The organism is Commensalibacter sp. W6292M3 (genome assembly GCF_016101315.1).
Taxonomy (GTDB): Bacteria; Pseudomonadota; Alphaproteobacteria; order Acetobacterales; family Acetobacteraceae; genus Commensalibacter; species Commensalibacter melissae.
In genome coordinates this window covers 938,350-959,236 of sequence record NZ_JACFQT010000001.1, presented here as the reverse complement: position 1 = coordinate 959,236, position 20,887 = coordinate 938,350, and the positions used below count along the sequence as shown (strand labels likewise).

General features: G+C 35.7%; 17 protein-coding genes. 11 read left to right on the top strand and 6 right to left on the bottom strand.

Features of this window, described 5'->3' with window-relative positions; translation table 11 throughout:
- Window positions 1-238 precede the first annotated feature (238 nt).
- A complete protein-coding gene (mqo, locus tag H3T57_RS04320; protein WP_198193307.1) occupies window positions 239-1,726 on the top strand; it encodes a malate dehydrogenase (quinone) in 1,488 nt (495 codons plus the stop codon).
- Window positions 1,727-1,771: 45 nt separating this feature from the next.
- Here mqo and H3T57_RS04315 read toward each other — a convergent pair whose 3' ends face one another.
- The 3 genes from H3T57_RS04315 to H3T57_RS04305 all read right to left on the bottom strand — a co-directional run bounded on the left by H3T57_RS04315 (window position 1,772) and on the right by H3T57_RS04305 (window position 4,537).
- Window positions 1,772-3,073 carry a multidrug effflux MFS transporter gene (locus tag H3T57_RS04315; protein ID WP_198193306.1) on the bottom strand — a complete coding sequence of 434 codons (1,302 nt, stop codon included), beginning with the start codon at window positions 3,071-3,073 and terminating at the stop codon, window positions 1,772-1,774.
- 172 nt (window positions 3,074-3,245) lie between these two features.
- Window positions 3,246-4,067, bottom strand: a complete 822-nt coding sequence (locus H3T57_RS04310; RefSeq protein ID WP_198193305.1) for a fructosamine kinase family protein — start codon at window positions 4,065-4,067, stop codon at window positions 3,246-3,248.
- Complete coding sequence (locus H3T57_RS04305; RefSeq protein WP_198193304.1) at window positions 4,064-4,537, bottom strand: low molecular weight protein-tyrosine-phosphatase; 474 nt, start codon at window positions 4,535-4,537, stop codon at window positions 4,064-4,066. The genes H3T57_RS04310 and H3T57_RS04305 overlap by 4 nt, the downstream gene beginning before the upstream one ends.
- 309 nt (window positions 4,538-4,846) lie before the next feature.
- On the opposite strand from H3T57_RS04305, the gene H3T57_RS04300 reads away from it, so the two are divergent.
- The 5 genes from H3T57_RS04300 to H3T57_RS04280 are packed head-to-tail and all read left to right on the top strand — an operon-like array spanning window position 4,847 to window position 10,981.
- The gene (locus H3T57_RS04300; RefSeq protein ID WP_198193303.1) at window positions 4,847-7,321 is read left to right on the top strand and encodes an adenylate/guanylate cyclase domain-containing protein; all 2,475 of its coding nucleotides are present in this window, start codon (window positions 4,847-4,849) and stop codon (window positions 7,319-7,321) included.
- Window positions 7,318-8,346: an ABC transporter permease gene (locus H3T57_RS04295; RefSeq protein ID WP_198193302.1), complete on the top strand. Its 1,029-nt coding sequence runs from the start codon at window positions 7,318-7,320 to the stop codon at window positions 8,344-8,346. The genes H3T57_RS04300 and H3T57_RS04295 overlap by 4 nt, the downstream gene beginning before the upstream one ends.
- A gap of 2 nt (window positions 8,347-8,348) precedes the next feature.
- A complete protein-coding gene (locus H3T57_RS04290) occupies window positions 8,349-9,038 on the top strand; it encodes an ABC transporter ATP-binding protein (protein WP_110438850.1) in 690 nt (229 codons plus the stop codon).
- A 45-nt stretch (window positions 9,039-9,083) separates the two neighbouring features.
- On the top strand, window positions 9,084-10,040 hold the full coding sequence (locus H3T57_RS04285; RefSeq protein ID WP_110438851.1) for an MlaD family protein: 957 nt from the start codon (window positions 9,084-9,086) through the stop codon (window positions 10,038-10,040).
- On the top strand, window positions 10,037-10,981 hold the full coding sequence (locus H3T57_RS04280) for a hypothetical protein (RefSeq protein WP_198193301.1): 945 nt from the start codon (window positions 10,037-10,039) through the stop codon (window positions 10,979-10,981). Before H3T57_RS04285 ends, H3T57_RS04280 begins: the two co-directional genes overlap by 4 nt.
- A gap of 17 nt (window positions 10,982-10,998) precedes the next feature.
- On the opposite strand, the gene H3T57_RS04275 is transcribed toward H3T57_RS04280, so the two are convergent.
- Window positions 10,999-11,397: a DUF423 domain-containing protein gene (locus tag H3T57_RS04275; protein WP_198193300.1), complete on the bottom strand. Its 399-nt coding sequence runs from the start codon at window positions 11,395-11,397 to the stop codon at window positions 10,999-11,001.
- A 410-nt stretch (window positions 11,398-11,807) separates the two neighbouring features.
- On the opposite strand from H3T57_RS04275, the gene H3T57_RS04270 reads away from it, so the two are divergent.
- The 4 genes from H3T57_RS04270 to mdoH all read left to right on the top strand — a co-directional run bounded on the left by H3T57_RS04270 (window position 11,808) and on the right by mdoH (window position 17,158).
- On the top strand, window positions 11,808-12,329 hold the full coding sequence (locus tag H3T57_RS04270; protein WP_155566648.1) for a hypothetical protein: 522 nt from the start codon (window positions 11,808-11,810) through the stop codon (window positions 12,327-12,329).
- The gene (locus H3T57_RS04265; protein ID WP_198193299.1) at window positions 12,329-12,937 is read left to right on the top strand and encodes an NUDIX domain-containing protein; all 609 of its coding nucleotides are present in this window, start codon (window positions 12,329-12,331) and stop codon (window positions 12,935-12,937) included. Before H3T57_RS04270 ends, H3T57_RS04265 begins: the two co-directional genes overlap by 1 nt.
- Window positions 12,938-13,175: 238 nt before the next feature.
- Window positions 13,176-14,732 (top strand): glucan biosynthesis protein G, encoded by a 1,557-nt coding sequence (locus tag H3T57_RS04260; protein ID WP_198193298.1) that lies wholly within the window; start codon window positions 13,176-13,178, stop codon window positions 14,730-14,732.
- 221 nt (window positions 14,733-14,953) lie between these two features.
- Window positions 14,954-17,158: a glucans biosynthesis glucosyltransferase MdoH gene (gene mdoH / locus H3T57_RS04255; protein WP_198193297.1), complete on the top strand. Its 2,205-nt coding sequence runs from the start codon at window positions 14,954-14,956 to the stop codon at window positions 17,156-17,158.
- A gap of 197 nt (window positions 17,159-17,355) precedes the next feature.
- On the opposite strand, the gene H3T57_RS04250 is transcribed toward mdoH, so the two are convergent.
- Window positions 17,356-18,621, bottom strand: a complete 1,266-nt coding sequence (locus H3T57_RS04250; RefSeq protein ID WP_198193296.1) for a DNA adenine methylase — start codon at window positions 18,619-18,621, stop codon at window positions 17,356-17,358.
- 116 nt (window positions 18,622-18,737) lie between these two features.
- Window positions 18,738-19,631 carry a phosphoserine phosphatase SerB gene (gene serB, locus H3T57_RS04245; RefSeq protein ID WP_198193295.1) on the bottom strand — a complete coding sequence of 298 codons (894 nt, stop codon included), beginning with the start codon at window positions 19,629-19,631 and terminating at the stop codon, window positions 18,738-18,740.
- 195 nt (window positions 19,632-19,826) lie between these two features.
- On the opposite strand from serB, the gene miaA reads away from it, so the two are divergent.
- A complete protein-coding gene (gene miaA / locus H3T57_RS04240) occupies window positions 19,827-20,843 on the top strand; it encodes a tRNA (adenosine(37)-N6)-dimethylallyltransferase MiaA (RefSeq protein WP_198193294.1) in 1,017 nt (338 codons plus the stop codon).
- Window positions 20,844-20,887 lie beyond the last annotated feature (44 nt).

Here is a 20,887-nt window from a genome sequence, read left to right as displayed (position 1 = left end):
CAAAATAATTGCATCAATACTTTATAATACTTTTTATTTATGAATAAATTTAATGATTATTTATAATAATTGTTAATATTGTAACAATAATAATTTAAATTTAATTTGAAATAATTTCTGCATTATTTGATCTGATCAGTTCTCGAAAATATTATCATAAATTAATAGGTTATTTAGATAACGTGGCGTATAAATAAAAATAGTGAATAATTTTCAGTTATTAAAATATGTTGATCAAATGAAAAATATATCTATGCATGAAGTCAAAGATGCTGTCCTTGTTGGTGCTGGCATTGTAAGCTCTACGTTGGGCACATTATTAAAAGAATTTAATCCTGATTATAAAATTACCATTTTAGAAAGATGTTCCGAAGGTGGCGATGAAAGTTCAGCGGCATGGAATAATGCGGGAACAGGTCATGCTGGTTTATGCGAATTAAATTACACTCCCTTTATTAAGGGGGAGGAAATAAATTTAACCCGCGCAATTGTCACGAATTCCAGATTTGAGACTTCACGCTTGTTTTGGAGCTATTTGGTCGAGCAAGGAAAATTTACAACGGTTCGGGATTTTATAAATCCAGTACCTCATTGCAGTTTTGTTTATGGGGCTGATAATGTTGCATTTTTAAAGCATCGATATGATAAAATTCGTGAATTTGCAGGATTTGCAAAAATGGAATTCACTGAAGATCATCAAAAAGTTAAGGAATGGGCGCCGCTGGTTGGTAATGGTCGAAATGCAAGTGAAAAAATTGCATTGACACGTGTGAAGGGCGGTACAGATGTCAATTATGGTGCCTTGACACGTAAGTTATTGGCACAACTTGAAAAATATGATGACGTTTCCATTCAATATGATGAGCAGGTTGTTGATATAAAACGGGTTAATGGTGTTTGGGAAATAAAATATAAAAATCGGATAAGTGGTTACGAAAATATTGTTTTATCAAAATTCGTTTTTATAGGTGCAGGTGGCGCAGCACTATTATTGTTACAGAAATCCGGCATACCTGAAGGACGTGGACTGGGTGGATTTCCAGTAAGCGGTCAATGGTTACGATGTGATAATCCCGCGATTGTAGAACAGCACCATGCTAAGGTTTACAGCCTATCCATGGAAGGATTGCCTACTGTTGTGGCACCGCATTTGGATACACGTGTCATTGATGGTAATAAATCAATCCTATTTGGTCCATTTGCTGGATTTACAACTAAATTTCTAAAAAAGGGTTCATATTTTGATTTCCTTTCATCGGTTCGTTTGGAAAATATTGAACCTTTATTATCTGTGGCGATACATAATATCGACTTTATTCGATATCTTATTCGCCAGAGTACACAAACGATGGACGATCGTATTAATGCTTTACTCCGTTTCTATCCCCAGGCAAAAAAATCAGATTGGAAACTTCAGGTTGCTGGACAGCGTGTTCAAATTATCAAAAGAGATCCATATGGTAAACCAATCCTGCAAATGGGTACCGAGGTTATAACATCCAGTGATAAATCTCTTGCCGCTTTATTGGGTGCCTCTCCTGGTGCCTCTGTATCAGTTTCAATTATGGTGAACCTGATTAAAAAATGTTTTCCTGAGCAAGTCCAGGGAAAATGGGCCAAGAAGTTGCATGAGATATTCCCTGCTGAAGAACAGGAACTTCAAAAAGATGCAGGAACTTATAATAAATTGCATGATTTTTCTGATAAAGCGTTGCAATTAACTTAGGATTTTATCTGAATAGTTTTAAATACCCATTTTAAATGGGTATTTTTATTTCAAATCTTTGATAAGTCGATCAAAATTATTATTTCCTTTGCTTACTCTTTCTTGCATTTTTGAAATAATTTTGCATGTCGCATATTGACGCCATAAATTACAAAGAAAGAATCCCAATACTCCTATAAAAACACCAATTGCTACGTAAAGCATGTTATCTTGTGGCAAAAGACCCATGATCCAGCTGCTTAATGCACCAAGAATGAATTGAATGGTTCCCAATAATGCGGACGCACTTCCTATTTTTCTTCCATGTAGGGTAAAGGCAAATATGGTACAATTAGGAAAAATAAATCCTAGGCACCCCATGATTATTACAATTGGAGAACAAACAAATATAATGCCTAGCCAATTATGAGGTAGTGGTAAAAAGCAAAGAATAATAAACAGGATTGAAACGATAAATGCTATATTTACCGCACAGTTTGTCAAAAAGCTTGGTTTAAATTTGTTGATTAGAATACCATTAAGCTGATTACAACCGGCAATTACAGCGGAATTGATACCAAACCAAAGTGCTAGCTGCAATTTAGAAAAATGCATAACATTACTCAATATGTCAGGTGTACCGCTCAAATAGGCAAATATCATGAAAAGTCCAAAACTGGTTATCAAAGTGTTTGAACTAAAGACAGGTTCTTGAACAATGCGAATATATCGCCATAAAATTGATCGGATAGAGGATTGAATGCGGTATCTAATGGGTAAAGTGTCAGGAAGCATTATTATTACTGAAACAGTGCCCAAAAAGCCGTAGATTGTCATTATCCAGAATAGGACGCGCCAGGGAAATTTGGCAACAATGAGACCACCAAGTGTTGGTGCTGCAATAGGAACAATCGCACCAACCAATGCCAGTTGCGCCATTATTTTAATGCCTTTCTTTCCGGTGGCAATATCCCTTACCATGGCCCGAGGAACAACCATGGCGGTTGAACCTCCTAGCGATGAAAGAAGGCGGCATAAGCAAAAAAGATAAAAATTTGAAAAGATTGCACAACCTGCCGAACCTAAAGTGAAAAGTAACATGCCTAAAAATAGAGGAGCCCGACGTCCGTATCGGTCAGATATCGGACCAGATGTAAATTGACCAATGGCTAAGCCGATAAACCATACCGTTAAGGTGATCTGGGCTGCACCATTGCCATAACCTGCCAAATCTTGACTGATCTGAGGAAAGGCGGGAAGATACATATCTGTTGCAAGGGGACCAATCGCAGTCAACAGGCCAAGTATGACTATAATCCACCAGGATAAGTCTATAGTGTTTAGGTTATCTTGTTTCAATTTATTCATAGTTTCGTATTTAAATTTATTTTATGTTGATAAATAGATTATTAATGAATTAATTCAATATAAATTAAATGTTACGTATAAAATATCGGTTTAATCAGGCTGATGATTTTACCATTTACACCTTACGGATTTTTTGTGCATATGATGGTATAAAAGATAAAAACATCTGAATTTATATTTTTAGATCATCAAGAATCTTGTTCAGCATTCGTAAATAATAATTTCCAAAAAGAATGTAATGAATAATCAAAGGGAATATTTGATAAATTGCCAAACGTTTTTGCCATCCTTTCTCAAGAAGATTATAAGATTGATAAAAAATGTCATAAGGATTACCAAAAAGGTTTAACATGGCGATATCAACTTCATTATGGCCATAATAACAGGCTGGGTCAATTAAATAGGGTTGATTGTAATGGGCAAGGATATTACCGGTCCACAAATCTCCATGAAGGAGGCTGGCTGTAGGATGATCAGGCAAAAAGTCATCAAGTTTGATAACAAGATGTTCTATTTTTTTGGCAGTTGTTACCGGTAAATGGGACAGGTAACATGCCAAACGCCATTCACCCCAAAATTTTACCCAACTAGATGAGGGTGTATTGATGACATTGATTGTTCCAAAAGCATAATTGTCCTCCCAGCCATAATTGGAGTTATGGATGTTATGAAGTTTGGTTAACATTTTTCCAAGATTGGACCATGTTTCCAAGGAAAAAGAATTTGTTTCCTTAATTCTTTCCAAAATTAAAATTTCTGAATTGGCAAGAATGACTTTTGGAACATCAATGCCATTACTTGCAAGAAATTTAAGCATTTTTCCCTCACTTTGAGGAGATGCACCATTTTTGATCACATAATTTTTCTTGTTTTTTGTTACGATATGGAATGTTTCGGAAACATCACCCTGGGTTAAGGGTTGTGCTTGTTCTATCTTGTCATTAAGATATTTTTCCGCAATGGAAATGAGGGCAGAGGAAGGGTAAATATTCATGATATTTGCTGTTCAAAATAATTTGCTAGATTTTGACAAGCCTCGTTTATTTGAGACCATGTTCGTGAAAAAGCATCTTGATTTTTGTAATAGGGATCTGAAATTTCTTCATTTTGATGATTGGGAATATAATCAAGCAATAATTTTATTTTACTATCTGTATCAGATGGTGCCAATTTTTTTAATTGAACGATATTTTTATGATCCATGCCAATTATATGCGTAAAATCATGAAAATCCTGTAGCTGAATTTGCCTTCCAAGATAATGGCGAATGTCTATTCCATGTTTCATGACCTCATGTATGGTACGCGGATCTGGGGGTTGATCAACATGCCACGCTCCCAATCCAGCAGAATCAATAGAAACTGGCAATTTCCTTTTTTTGACTTCTAGACTGAAAGCAGCTTCAGCCATGGGGGAACGACAAATATTACCCAAACAGACAAACAATACTGAATATAAAGCCATAGAAAACTCAATGTTATGATAATAAATTGTTGAGAAATATATTGATTTTGCAAATCTATTTTTATGTTAAAATACTTTTGCTATCATGACAATGCTAAGCTTCATAAGTTTTTTAACTGTTTTAATAAGCAAATTTGGTAATTTATGCAAACTAATATATAGTAACAGCTATAATTATGATGATTCATAATATCAGTCTATTATAATTTATTTTATGTTAGTTATTTTTTCATATTGAATATGGATTTTGCTAACTTAATTATTTAAAATAATAAAAATTTTAAATGGTTTAAATCAAGGGGATGATAGGTGCCTGCTGGTGAAATTGTTGATCCAACCAAAAATCCAGTAAATCGTTTGTGGCGTTTTTTTCTGCGAATTGGTATTCCCGTGCTTGGGGTTATTTTGGTTTCTTTTGTTGTGGTTGGGGTGACCCTTCATTCTTATCACACGACAAAAGCTGGGATTTCAAAATTATCACATGTGATTTTGCGGACCGAACAATCTAGGATTTCCGAAGAAATATTATCTTATCTCAATCCAGCCACCAAGGGTGGGGGATTGGCGGTTGATATGTTAAGTCATATTCCATCCGAATATAAATGGGGAATGTTTTATAGTTATGCGATGAGCAGTTTACATCGTACGAAACAGGCTGAATCTTTTTATTTGGCTGATAGTGACGGTCGTTTCAATATGGTTGAACGTGTTCCTGATCATCCTGACCAAGTAAGGGTTATAACATTGGAGCCAGATCAAAAAGGTGGACGTTTTTTAGAGGAATATCACATTTTTGACAGTAAAAAGGTTATTAAAACACGTTATATGCCAGCCAACGCCTATGATCCTCGTTTACGTGCCTGGTATCATACAGCTGTTGAAAATAATAAATTGACTTGGTCATCACCTGTTTTGATGCCAACAAAAAAAGGCTTGGCGGTGACAGCATCTATACCTTTTGTGGATAAAGATGGGAAAAAAAATGTTTTTGCAATGAATATCTCCTTGCAAGAATTGACGAAATTTTTGGCTTCCATAAAATTGAGCAATAATGCGCGGATCATAATCATTGACAATACTGGTCATATTATTGCCTCTCCCAATCTATTGACCTATTTTGTTGGAAATGAATGGAATCCCCAAGATTCAAAAATCAATCCTGCGGTAAATCCCGTGATAGCTAGGGCATATGATCAATTTCAGATCCAAGGTTCTGGTATTCATTCCTTTAAAATGGAAAAAAAACCTGATCTTGGTCAGGGACAGGATCAGAAAAAAAATTCAAAAAATATTATTGATAAACAGAAACAAGTCGCTGGCAATTATATTTGCGTAACTTCCAGATTACCTGATTCAATACAGAAATGGGTTATCATGATTGTTATACCAGAAAAAGATTTTTCTGGTTTTGTAGCTTCAGGTGCAAAGCAGAATCTGCTTTTTTCATTGTTGGTTGTTGCATTGGCCGCATCAATGGCGGGATTACTGATTTATCAGGGACATCGTATGGATAAACTTGGTCTGCGTTTCCAGCACATTCAAAATGTAGTTGAACAGGAAAGTGACGCTATAGAGATGGTAGCCTCAACGCCGGAAGTTTTTGACCCGAGAAATGAAGCGCTTATTCTTACCGAAAAACTTTGCAAGCTGGTTTCTGCACATCGAGTCAGTATTTGGCATTTTTCAACTGATCATAAATCCTTGATTTGCAATGATATATATGATCGGACAGAAGATAATCATGCTGGTGGATATGAATATTCTATTTCGGAATTGCCCAATTTTTTTGAATTGCTTGATGCAGGTGAAACAGTTGTTGTGGACAATGCTGAACATGATCAGAGAACGGCTGCATTATATCGACTGTTTATGAACTCTGTTTCTACTCGATCGCTGATGATTACCCCTGTTTTAGGTAAAAATGGAACAATAGGGGCAATTCTGGTTGAGGATACGCCTTATCTTTATAATATAAATCATATCACAAAAATTTTTGCCGGACTGGTTACAATGCGTTTTGTTGCGGCCCAAGTTGAATTTGACCAGATTGGCAAACACCAAAGACTACACTATGAAAATGGTAAAGTTTCTTCTCAGAAAGAATTTTTGAAAAAAACGGTCGAAGATGATTTGGAAAATACGGAAAAAGATATTAATCATGATTATCTGATAGATCCGGGTCAGTTTTCAAAAAATAAAATTGATTTTGGTCAATTTGATAAACAAGGCGAACAAACCATATATCCTGCTGTTGCGATGATGGATATTTCATTTAGTGGGTTTTTGTCTTCTGATATTCAACATACGGTGGAATTAATCAAACCTGTCAAAAATTTAGTCATTGTATTGGAGAAAATCGCACAGAAATATGGTATTTTCTACGTAAGAATTATGGGTGGTCATCTGATCGCTGTGACGGGATGTTCAAAGGAGCCAGATATCACCGCCCCGATCAGATTGGCCCAAGCGGCAATAGATATGCGAGAGGCCTGTCTGGAGATTATCCCCCATAAATATACAAGTTCTACATTTGGGATTGGAATAGATGTTGGTCCAGCAATCGGGTCCTGGTTTGGCAAGGACGCAAAAACTTTTGCATTATGGGGGCCCGTGGTCGGAATGTCTTCATTGATGGCACAAATGGCCAAAGATGATGCAACGATTCAAGTGACACAAGAAGCCTATGCGGCTTTAAGAAACGATTTCCTGTTCAGATCAAGAGGAAATTTCTTTATTCCTGATATGGGTGTTGCTGATATATTTATTCTTGCTGGCAGACGATGAACGATTATCAAAATAATAATGACCAGTATGCCAAAAGGGAGAGTGCTCCCAGATCGGATAAACAGGTCGAAACGATTTTATCGAGCTTGAATGATAATGGTATTCATGATGTTGATCGATATATGGAATCCATTCGTATTCGTGAAGCTGAACAGGGACAAACATTATATGAACGTTTGAAAACTGTAGAACCGGGTTTCTTTTCGATTTTCAGAAAAATTGGAATTGTTATTTTTTGGTACATGCAGCCTGTTTTGAATGTAATTGGTTCAGCAACACGCAGTTATTTTCGGTTTCTTTTGTCTGTTCTGGCAGTTTCATGGGGAGTGCTGGTTGAAAGCATCTCCCCTCTAACATGGCGCAGGACAGTAAAGTATGAATTCAAAAGAATGGTAGGGTTGGCCATTGGCGGTGGATTTTTCAGCACTTTCTTTACGGCTAGTCTTGCGGGTTTGGCTGTGGTTTCTCAAGCGATTTCATGGCTTGGCGCAGCAGGACTAACCAAAATGACTGGACCCATCCTGGTTACAGTTCTGGTTCGAGAACTGGCCCCGGTGCTGGTGGGAATGATTTTATTAGGAAGAAATGGCATTCTGACCGTAACGGAATGCAGTTTACTAGCAATGGGTGGACAGCTTAAATTTTTTACGTCTATGGGAATAGATGCTTTTATAACCATTGTAGTGCCAAGAGCCTGGGCTTTTACTATTGCCAGTTTTACCCTGGGAATGGTTTTTGGTATTATCTCGTTATTCATGGGTTATCTGGTAACTTATTTTATGGGGACAATGCATGATTCCATTTGGATGTTCTACAGTAATATCCTCGCCGCAATGACGGGATGGGATTATATTCTGGTACCCTCAAAATTTATCGTTATGGGTTTCTTGATTGGCGTTGGTTCTTGTATCACTGGTATGAATGTCAAAGTTACAGATGATCCTGCAACGTTATTGCCCAAAGGTTTTACGCGCGGTATTTTGCTCATCATGGTGGTTAATATTTTATTTACAATAGGATTTTAGTGATGGTGGATAAAATATTATTGAATATAGATAATGCCAAACCTTCATTTGAAGAAAGCGCGTTGCCTTATGTGCCATACAATTTAAAATTGCGGGCAGGCGAATGTATCATTGTTGAAACGGGCAGTATGGAGTTATCAACTGCTTTAGCGGATTTATGTAGTGGTATTGTCAAGTTAGATGAAGGAAGTGTCAAATTTGAGGGGATGGAATGGTCCTCTCTGAATGAGCCAAGATTATCTGCCTTAAGAGGAAGAATAGGTCGTATATTTCAACAGGGTGGTTGGGTTGATATGTATCCTGTCGCAATCAATATCTTGATGCCAATGTTGCATCATTCCTCTTTAGCTATCGATAAATTGACCAAGCAGGCTTTGACACTATGTCGAATTTTTGGTTTGCCTGGTCTTCCCATGGATACGCCACGCCATATGATGCCGGTAGATTTACATAGGGCTGCGTGTGTGAGGGCCCTGTTGGGAAACCCTGATCTAATTTTATTGGAGCACCCTTTTGAAGGGTTTTCAGAAGATTTGTTATTCCCACTGTTTGAAATGTTGAATACGGCACAAAATAAAGGGGCCGGTGTTATTTGCTTTACACAACAGTTTTCTTTGTGGAATTATTATAGGGAACGGGTGACGCATTGGATGCGGTTGCAGGAAAAAGGGTTAACGTTGGAAAATCAATAAGAATATTTATCCTTAATTGCATGAATGATACGGTTATAAAATAAAATGTTTAACAGCAAACGATACACAAAAGCGCGACAGTTATTTCAGCTAAGATATGCCAATGAGTGGACAGGTGGTCTTGTTCTTTTATGTTTATTGGCATTTATTGGTGCAATTATTGAAGCTGGTGTATTACGGGACTGGCTTACCCCTGCGGCACAACTGAATATTATCCTGCCACAAACAGGTGTTGACAATCTATCGGTTGGAGATGATGTGGAGGTGTTCGGTATTAATGCGGGGACCATACAAAAAATCAATGTCAATTCTGATGGTGGTTTAACGGCAATCGCAATGCTGGATCCCCAGATCAGAACTTTTATCAGACGAGATAGTACAGTCACCATCAAACGTAAATTTGCCGTAGCAGGTGCCGCTTTTGTTTCTATAACAAGAGGGTATAGTACGCCGCTAAATTGGCGTTATGCTGTTTTGTCGGCGAAGACAGAGCCTAATCCTGCAGACCAGATTTCACAAATGGTATTGCAAATCCATAAACGTATTGTTCCAATTATGGATAGTGCAAAAAATATGATGGCTTCACTTGAAATGACAGTTGAGGGAATTCAACAGGGGCGTGGAACAGTCGGTCGTTTGGTTAATAATGATGAATTAATCAGAAGAGCTGAAAATATGGTTCAAACAATCAACAATGTTATTGAACAATTGAAACCGATTGAAAATAATATTAATCATGTTGTTAAAAATTCTGATAAGGTCATGGTTAATTTCAAAAAAGTTTCCAGAGATTTAAGCAAGGCTTCACCTTCTTTGAAACCGATAGCTAAAAATGTTCAAGATGCAACGGCAGAGTTGCCGGATATGATGATTCAATTGCAATCAACAATGGGTGATCTACAACGATTGATTATACAACTGAAAAGTATGTGGATATTGGGCGGGAATGGAAAAGCGCCTCATAAAACAAAACGTCTACACGCAAGAGAGGTAAGACCATGATAGGAAATTTAGGAAAGATTCCGTTTTGTCTTACAGGTTTTCTATTTCTGGCAGCATGCGGCGTTACACAAAATGATCCACCTAGAGATGAACCTTTGCAACGAACTATGGACATTGCCAAACAGGGAGTATTTTATAATCGGTTAAAACAGGCTGAAATGAATTATCTAAAATCGTATCAATTTGCTTTAACCCGTGATGATCAGGATGATATTGAGAATGCAGGTTATAATTTGGCTGTTGTTCAGTTGGATATGAATAATATACAAAAGGCTTATGAAACTGTTCAGGCTGTCCGTAACGAATTATATATTAGAGACGAAAAAAATAGTCCTCAACTGGATTTAGTTGAAGCAGCCATTTTATACCGGTTGCATCGTCAAGACGAGGCTTTGAGACTTTTACAAAATGCGGTACAAACGTCGCAAGATGATATACGGGAACGGGCTTATTTTTTCATAGGATTGATTGCTAACGATCAAAATAATATTTCCCTGTTGGTTAAAGCTTCTCAAAAGCTTGATCAATTAATTCTAAAAGATAAAAATGCAAGAAAAGAGGATAGTTGGAAAGCGGATCAAGGTGAATTGCATGCATTGTTGAATTATAGAAATGGGAAATATGATGATGCTATTACCACGTCAAGATTTGTAGAGACAAGCCGTCGTCAACAAATTGAATATAGAGCAATGGTTAGGGCGCTTGTTATTCAGGCTATGGCTTATGAATCAAAAGGTGATCGGATTCAGGCAGCCAATTTATATATAAGGGCTGGCAAAAGTGCCCGATTTTTAAAAGAATATACAGATGCCAAGAATTATTTGTATAAAGCTGTTGCATTACAGGCTGATCAAATAACTAATAATTTGGCATCTCATGAATTATCAATTGTGAGACAAGAAGAATTTAAAATGAAAGAAAATTCTTTAGATAATAATTAATGACAATAATAATAATTTTATTTAAGAAATAGAGCTAAAATCGCTAAATATAGCCAACCAAAAATAAGAAGAGTACCTCCGATTGGTGCTATGGGTAAAAATGGATGAAAACCGGTGAAACTGATGTAAAAGACACCTGAGCAAAACAAAGTTAACCCTAGAGTAAATATACATCCGATTAGAAAAAAATGTAAATTCAGTTTCCATATTTTTTGTAATATGGAAACTGATATCAAGGCTAATCCGTGAATGAATAATATATTATTCGCTATTCGACTCATATTTCTGCCATCATTAATGAAATATTGATCTGGTAAATGGGAGGTAAGTGAAGAAAATATAACTGCCAGTAAACAGTAAAGTGCCCCGAAGGCGAGAGAAATATTAATAAATAAAAATTTTCTTTGGAATTCCATTTTTCACCTTATTTATACGATTTAAAGAGTTGAAAAAAAACTATTTATGAATTAAGTATAAAAAAATAATATAAAGCTTTAAGATGGCAAAGAGGTTAAAAGAATAATAAAAAAAATTGTGTATTATTAATTATAAAACAAAATTATATTAAAAGTATTTTATAAATATTGCAAAATATATTAATTTTTTAGGTAATACTAAATAAAAACGTGTAAGTCAAAAAATAATAATTAAGTTTATTAATTCATAGTAAATAGCGAAATAAACTTGAATATTTGTTTAAAAAATCGAAAATATTAATTTTTCTAGAGATTTATCTCTAGAATTTATCACTTAATAACCAATATAAACCAATAAAAATATTTATACTTAATAATAAGCATGATTTTTAAAGTGGGAATTTTTTTTAATGAGAACTGATAATAAAGAAGAAAAATTTTCGAATATAACTGATATAGATGCTGTTAAAAGGGCGTTGGAAAGTATAGGGGATTCTACAAATAAAAAGACAGTGAAAGAAAAAGGAAATGATAATTTTCCTAAAAGACGGTTTATTAGGGATCAAGGAGTAATTGTTAAAAAACAGAATTCAGAAAAATTTTCTAGAAAAACATATTTTCAAGATTTTTCAGTTGATGATAAACTGTCAAAATATAACCGAAAATTATCGATAACAAACGAAAAAGATGAAAATAGTTTCAAAACAATTCTTAAACATGTAGAAATACTTGTCGAGAAAATGACATTGATGCAAAAACAAGTCGAGAATTTGGAAAAATTGAATATTCAACTTTCAGAACAATTCAAGAGTGTGACATCCAGTTTTAATAAACCAAATGAAATTGAGACTGTTGAGATTATGGAAGATGATGATATTGTTGATGAATTGGGACAAAAACCGGTCAAATGGTGGATTAGAAAGCTTGACTAATGTCCAAACTGATTGTTAAACATTATGAAAATTTATGGAAAGGACATTTTAAACTTGATAGAGCAGAAGCTGTTCAGAAATATTCGGATGGTAATGAAAAGTCTATCAAGCGTGAAATATTAAGAGTAAATGACAGTGTTGCGGTTTTATTATTTCGTCATGATAATGGAAACATTATTTTAACTTCACAATGGCGGGCACCTGTTCTTGCAAGAGGTGACGATAATAATCCGGTTATAGAAGTATGTGCAGGCAACATAGATTCATCAGATTATGATCCCTTAAAAAAAAATCCATTGGAAGCGGCTTATCAAGCTGCTTATCGAGAGGCAAAAGAAGAGACAGGTTGGCATATAAATCAGTTGTACCATTTATTTGCCTTGTATAGTTCGCCAGGAATCACAACAGAAAAATTATATTATTTTATCGCTTCCGTGGATAAGCAAGATCAAAAGGGTGGTGGATTACGACAGGAAGGCGAAAATATTGAAATATTGGAAATGAAATTGACGTTGGCCTTTGAATGGATCAAAGAAAATAAAATTGTTGATTTGAAAACGGTATTTTTGTTACAGTATTTCGGTAATTATATTAATCTATTTATGTAAGACCAAATATTTATATGTAATTCAAATAATTTTTTGGCTGAAAAATCAATATAATCATATCAGTTTGCATCATGTTTTGTAGAAAAAAAGTCGTGCAGACGAAATATTTTTATATTTACCTATTTATACGGTTATATTGTTTTTAATTGTAATTAGTGTTGATTTTAACTAGTATTTACTCGTTTATAAATTTAAAACGTGTAAAGATAATTTGTAACAGAAGAATAAGGAATAAGTCGTGGTATTTCGTCGGGATCTTTTGCGTACTACAGCAGGAGCCTCCTTGGTTGGAATAGTTGGTGGAATAACAAATATTTCCCCAGTATCTCTTGCAAAAGCAGATGAACATAATTCTGTGGATCAGGGAAAACCATTTGATCAAACTACGGTAAGACAATTGGCAAAATCAATGGCGCAACGTGCGTATAAGGCACCTGATGATCATTTGCCAGATGTGATTGACAAACTAGATTTTGATGGATTTAGGGGAATTGAATTCCGCCATGAAAGAGCTTTATGGAATAATGAAAATTTAAATTTTGCTATTGAATTCTTTCCGAGAGGTTTTTTATATCGACCACGTATAGATATTTACGAGGTAATTGATGGGGTTTCCAAGCCTGTTCAATATCATTCTGACATGTTTTCCTATGCGGATCCTAAACACAAAATTGATCAGGATTTAGGATTTTCTGGCCTGAAATTGATGACCAAACTCAATCAATCGGAAACGATGGAAGAATTTGCAGTATTTTTAGGTGCATCCTATTTCAGGGCGATAGCCAAAGGTCAACAATATGGTTTGTCTGCGCGTGGTTTTGCTAAGGGAACCGCGGATCCACAAGGAGAGGAATTTCCTCTATTTCGGGCGTTCTGGATTGTCAAGCCTAAAAACGGCATTGAATCGTTGGTTATATATGCATTGCTGGACAGCCCTTCATTAACCGGGGCATATTGCTTTACAATTCGCCCAGGTAACATGACAATATTCGATGTTGAAACTCATATCTATCCCCGTAAATTAATTTCTAATGGCGGAATTGCCCCCCTGACTGGTATGTTTTATTTTGATGCTAATGATCGTAATCATATTGATGATTGGCGTCCTGCCGCCCATGACAGTGAGGGTCTCCTTATATGGACAGGTACAGGACAACAAATATGGAGACCTTTAACCAATCCAGTTGATTTACAATATTCTGTTTTTGTTGATAACGCGTTAAAGGGTTTTGGCCTAATTCAACGTAAACATGCCTTTAGCCAGTATGAAGATCTGTCTTTGCATTATGAATTAAGACCAACCGCCTGGGTTGAACCCGTGGGTGAATGGCAAGCGGGTAGTGTCAATTTGGTTGAAATACCTTCCCCCAGTGAAGTCAATGATAATATTGTGGCATTCTGGCGTCCCAAAGAAGTTTTTAGAGAAGGAAAAGAATATTCCTTTACTTACCGTTTATATTGGGGATGGGATAATCCATGGACAACATCCTTATCTCGTATTGCTGCAACCAGAATAGGGGCAGTTGTTGATAAACCGGATGTAAGATTTATTTGTATAGATTTTTTTGATGGTCCATTGAACGGCTATTCATCGGACAAACAATTGCATGTCAATGTATCCTCTTCCACGGGTCAAATTAGCAATATAAGCATGTATTCAGATACAAATTTGCATAAATGGAGAACGACTTTTGAGTTCGATCCTAAAGGGGCCAAAATGGCTGAATTGAAATGTGTTTTAATGGATGGGGATCAACCAATTTCCGAACAATGGACCTATCGTTGGACACCGTAACATATTTGTGAAATTTATTGTTTAATAACCCAAGCATGAAAAGCTTGGGATTTTTTTTAGGTAGGTATAAGAAACGGTTATTATTTTCAAAAATCATTTATCCATGTATGAGTAAATTGATTTTATAATCAACTTCTTGGATGCATTTGTTTCCAGTCTATTGAAATATTTATATTTGTAAGTTAGGCTTCGGGTATTTTAAATAGGAGAAAAAAATACTTATGGTTGAATTAAAGGTCAATAATCATTGTCATCTGCAAAATGATTTGAATGAAATCAAATTTCAGGACTTAACAGCTGACAAATTTGAATTTGCTGCCCTTCCTCCAGAATCTCCTATTGAAATGCCTGTGCAAAATTTATTTTCAAGGCCAAATATTCATAATCGATCTAAAAGAATGAAAACTGAACCAAAGACAATTTTCTTTAGAAGATTGTTTGTTTTTTTATTATCTTTTTTATTAACGGCGTACGCCTCCTACGAAATGAATCTAGTGTTTAACAGCACAGGCATGAATTCCCTTGGCGTTATTATTCTGATTATTTTTACAGTATTGTTTTTATGGATTGCCTTTTCTTTTGTTTCATCACTTGGAGGATTTTTTGAGCAATTGAAACAAAAGGGAGGTCTTTCGCTAAATATCGATCCCAAAGCACAAATTCCTAATTTGCATAATAAGACAGCAGTGCTAATGCCTACCTACAACGAGGATCCACATCGTGTTTTGGCTGGTTTGAAAGCAATCTTTAACAGTCTTCAAGCGACTGGTCAGGGTGATCACTTTGATTATTTCATTTTATCGGACACTACCGATCCGGATGTATGGGTTGAGGAAGAGGCAACTTATTTACGCCTGATTGAAGAAACAAAGGGTCTAAATAAGATTTTTTATCGACGCCGTTTTGAAAATACCGATCGTAAGGCTGGAAATTTGGGGGAATGGGTTCGACGTTTTGGTGGGGCCTATGAACATATGTTGACTCTTGATGCGGATAGCCTGATGGAAGGGGACACGATAGTAAGAATCTGTGCAGCCATGGAAGAAAACCCAGAAGTTGGATTGATTCAAACTTTACCGGTTATTGTCAATGGCACAACGTTGTTTGCGCGCTTGCAACAATTTGCCGGACGGGTTTATGGTCCTACTATCGCTTATGGTTTAGCATGGTGGCACGGGTCAGAAAGTAATTATTGGGGACATAATGCGATCATACGGATCAAAGCTTTTGCCGAGCAGGCTGGATTGCCCCATCTTCCGGCAGTGAGAAAACCTTTTGGTGGCATGATTATGAGTCATGATTTTGTTGAGGCGGCTTTGATGAGAAGGGGGAGATGGGCCATTCATATGGTTCCTGCATTACAGGGTTCCTATGAGGAAAGTCCGCCTTCCTTGACTGATATTGCTATCCGTGATCGTCGTTGGTGTCAGGGGAATTTGCAACATGCCATGATAATTCCAACAAAAAAGTTGAGCTGGATAAGTCGTATGCATATGATAACAGGTATTGGGGCGTATGTAATGTCACCATTGTGGCTGTTATTTTTGCTTGCCGGTATTCTGGTATCACTACAGGCTTTATTCATGAAACCGGAATATTTCAGTACAACGGATCGCGTATTATTTCCTCACTGGCCCCAGGTTGATCCAGTTCAGGCTGAATATGTTTTTATTTTAACTATGCTTGTTTTGTTGGCCCCTAAATTTTTAGCGTGGATTGCTCTTTTGGCCAATCCTTTTTTAAGAAAAGGATGCGGTGGAGAAATCAAGGCTTTGTTCTCCATTGTTATTGAAACGCTTGTAGGTGGATTGATTGCACCTGTTGCGATGTTGATTCAAACCGCGGCGGTAGCGTCAATATTGTTGGGATATGATTCAGGATGGAATGCCCAACGTAGAGACGTCGGTTATATTCCCTTAAAAGATGTTATCCGGGATTATTGGCCACATACAGTTATTGGTATTTTAATGGGTGCAGCTGCCTGGGCAGTTTCTTTTTCTTTATTTTTATGGATGACACCTGTATTGCTGGGATTATTATTGGCAATTCCTCTAGTATGGATGACTTCAAGTCAGAAAATTGGAATTTTATGTCGCAAATTGGGTTTGCTAATAATTCCTGAAGAAGTTAATCCGCCAAATATTTTGCGACTTGATAAAAAAGAAAAAGAAAAAATTGCAAATTTGGAAGTTAAAAATGCCTTTCACAATTTAGATAACAGTAAGCTAATTCAATTTCATTTGGCTCAGCTCCCTCAGGAACGGAATAAAGGGGAAGCTATTAATGCAAATGAATTGGTAAGTATTGTTAAAATTGAGGAGGCAGACAATCGTCAGCAACTTTTGGAGAATTTAACAAAAGCAGAAAAATCGGCTGTACTAGCCTGTAAAAAAGCTCTCATCAAATTTTTTAAAGTGCCTTTATAAAGATTATAAAAAATGAGATAAAATCTTTAGAGATTGTCTTACTTCTATGCTAGGAAGTAAGACTTAAAATAAATTATATAATTTTTTATAGTTTCTCATTTTTAAAAATTAATTCAGAATGTAATATTGTTGAATAATCAACGGTTTAGTTAAATTGATTAGATAATGATTATTATATAATATTTAATATTTGTTTTTCAAAAACAATAAATGGTTTTGTTTTTATCTCTATTGTTCGATAAACGCATTTTTTTTTCCAATTCAAAAATTTTTTCTGTCAAAATTTCACTGGATTGATTTGTTTTTTTTCCTTTTTTGGTTAGAATTACAAATTCTACGTTATTGGCTTTATGAGAATAACGCTGGCTGCTGACACGATAACGTTTATAAATTTTTGCAAAAATTGATACACGGCCAATTGTACAGTTTTGGCGTATCATTTCCTCCAAAGGTATAAAACCATCTGTACTATAGCTAGTCATTATCCATTGTGTAGGCAGAGTCTGAAGAAGTGTATTATAAGCATCACTTGCCTGTTTGCGAATGGTATAAGCACTTTTTCGGTCTTTTCTCCAATCCTTACGAATTGCAGATTTATCCCGGCAGGAAATTTTGTTGGATATATTAGGCTTGTCCCACAAGGTAATACTGTTCAGGACATGATAATTGGATCCGTATGGATGCTGGTTATAGGGTGGATCTAAATAGGCAATTGAGTAATCGGGTAAATTCATATTTTGTAATTTTTCAGCAAGAAGTTGCGCATCCATTTGAAAAATTAAATTTTCCTGATGATTGTTAAAAAATTGTATAGGTTGTAGCTTTAAATCTCCCGCAATACGATAAAGGGCGGTTTTTGTTTGTCCGCCCCATCCCTTATGAAAGCCTTTGAAAACGCCACTTGTATTTGCATGATAACACGCACAATAAAGTAGTGGAGCAAGCAGGCAGGCAAATTGAATTTCGCTAAGTTTATCTTTTTGTTCCCATTCGAATATTTTTTCACGTATTGCATCAATTTTTAAACCGTTTTTTCGCATGTAAAAAAGCCGGTCTTTGGATAAATCATATTGGTCATCATTTTCAGGACATAAATGAGAGGTTACCCAATTCTGTATCGGTGGCAGATTATTTAGATACAGCAAAATATCTTCATAGGATTGTTCATTGAAGAATTTGGGAGAAGATTGTATCTGTATTGAAGCAATATTGAGGATTCGGCTATAAGGTTCCCAATCATTGGAAAATACGCGATAGCCTATTTTTTTTGCAAGGCGGCTGACTACGCCGCTGCCTGAAAATAAATCTATAAACAATCCATTTTTTGGCGAACCTTTAGTTTTGGACAGACCGAGATGAATTAAATCCAATAATTTTCGTTTATTCCCTATATAGGGTATAAGCTGATTAAATAAAAAGTTATCAGTTTGATAAGCTGAATGTTTTTCTTTATTCCACTGCATTTAGTATATTAAACTTGTATGGTTTACTTGTCACGATCATGAAGGAAGAGAAATAACAAAATTATCATAGAGTAAATTTGATCAAAAAATTTGTTTTTTATGGAAAATATTACATTTTATAATGATGTAAATTCATTACGTTTGTAACCTTGAACGAATAAAGCGGATAGTAATGAGGTATGCTGAATTTTATTTATAATTTTTTCAGCAACAATCGGTTTGGGATAAAAACCGATACCTAATCCTGCAGAACTTAACATGGGCAAATCGTTGGCACCATCGCCAATTGCCATTGTTTCATCATTGGACAAGGAAAGTTCTTTTGTAAGGCGTTGAAGATGATTCAACTTAGCTTCTTTTCCAAGAATGGGAGGAATAACCTTTCCATCAAGCATATTATCCTGAAAACTTAATTGATTTGCATGATTTTCATCAAATTGACAAATCTGGCTTACTTTTTCGGTAAAATAGGTGAACCCTCCGGAAATTAAAGCTGTATGCGCATAATGGTTTTTCATTGTAGCTACAAGAATTTTTGCCCCTTCATTGAGTTTTGTTTTATTCCAGGTTTTTTCCAAAAAATTTATAGAAACATTTTTCAACAAGGCGATTCTTTCTTTTAGGGCTGTTTCAAAATCAAGCTCACCATTCATGGCACGTTCGGTTATTGCAGAAATGCGATCGCCAATTCCTGCTTCGGCAGCCAGGTCATCAAGTGTTTCATTTTTCACGATAGTACTGTCCATATCAGCTATTAAAAGCCTTTTTTTTCTGTGCGTGGAACAGGTTATAAAAAAATCTGCCTCATCAATATCCAGCGATTTTTTTATATCTTGATAAAGTGTCAGAGCTCCGGTTAGATTATTAATGGAAGCTGGAGCGATAAAATCTATCGCTTCTTCATGAGAAAGCCATTGATAATTCAGATATGAGAATTTCTGTCTAACTCGATCTATAATTGATTGATTAAGCAATGAGGGTGGTGTTACCAAAGTAAAAATAAAGGACATAAAATTATCCGTGATAAGATTGGGGCTTTAACATAATGAATTCAGATCAATTTGATTTTGGTTAACTTTTAATGATTTTTCTCATAAAAACAAGAACTTCTGAAATTTAATTATATAAAGCGGTTTTCAGGGAATTGTTTTATAACTAATTAGTGATTCAATTATTATGAATAAACCAAAACATGGATTATGCTTATGGAACAGGCGGTGCTTCAATCACGGTCTTTAAATAATGAATTGCGGCAGGAAAAAAAAAATTGGGCGGTTATTGTTGCCGGTCCAACATGTTCAGGTAAATCTTTCCTCGCTTTACAGCTTGCACAAAGTTTAAATGGATCAATTATCAATGCGGATGCAATGCAATGTTATGCTGATTTACGTATCATAACCGCTCGTCCCTCTTTTGAGGATGAAAAACGAGTTCCACATTATTTATATGGGGTGTTGCCTTGGTATGAAACGGGTAATGTTGGTTGGTGGCGACAACAGGCACTTAATCAGTTGCAGAAAATATGGGAAAATCACAAATTGCCTGTATTATGTGGTGGAACAGGCATGTATTTTCATTCCTTAATTCATGGTATTGCCACGATACCTGAACCGGATCCGTCAATAAGGAAACAGGCACGTCAGTTGGTCAATGATGGAAAACTAGCGGATTTATATAATGAATTGGCCAAAGAAGATCCTGAATCGGTCGAGGAATTAAAATCTAATGATTCTCAAAGAATTGCTCGAGCATGGGAAGTCTGGAAATCAAGTGGGAAAGGATTGAGATATTGGCAAAAACATGCGCATTTACCTGGTGCAGATTGTAATTTTATTGTTATTCGCCTTGCACCTGAGCGTTCTGTTTTACGTCAAGCCGTAGCTAATCGTTTTGGATTGATGATTGATGAAGGTGCACTGGAAGAGGTTAAACTTTATGCGGAAAAAAAACCGTCTTTGTCATGTCCTTTGTCCAGAGCTCATGGAGTTCCAGAGTTTATGGCTTATCTTAATAACAGGATTTCTATTAAAGAGGCCGTTGAACAGGCTGTAAAGAATACGCAACGATACATTAAGCGTCAGGAAACATGGTTTTCACATCGAATTTTAGCGCCAGTGCAGCAAACTTGTATTTTTAATTCAAGAATAGACAGAAATACGCAATATTTGCAAAGAATTATTAAAAAATCTGAACTTTTTATTAATAGTTTTATTGACGAATAATCATTTATTGATTAGGGTAATTTCAATAATAATTTATAAGATAA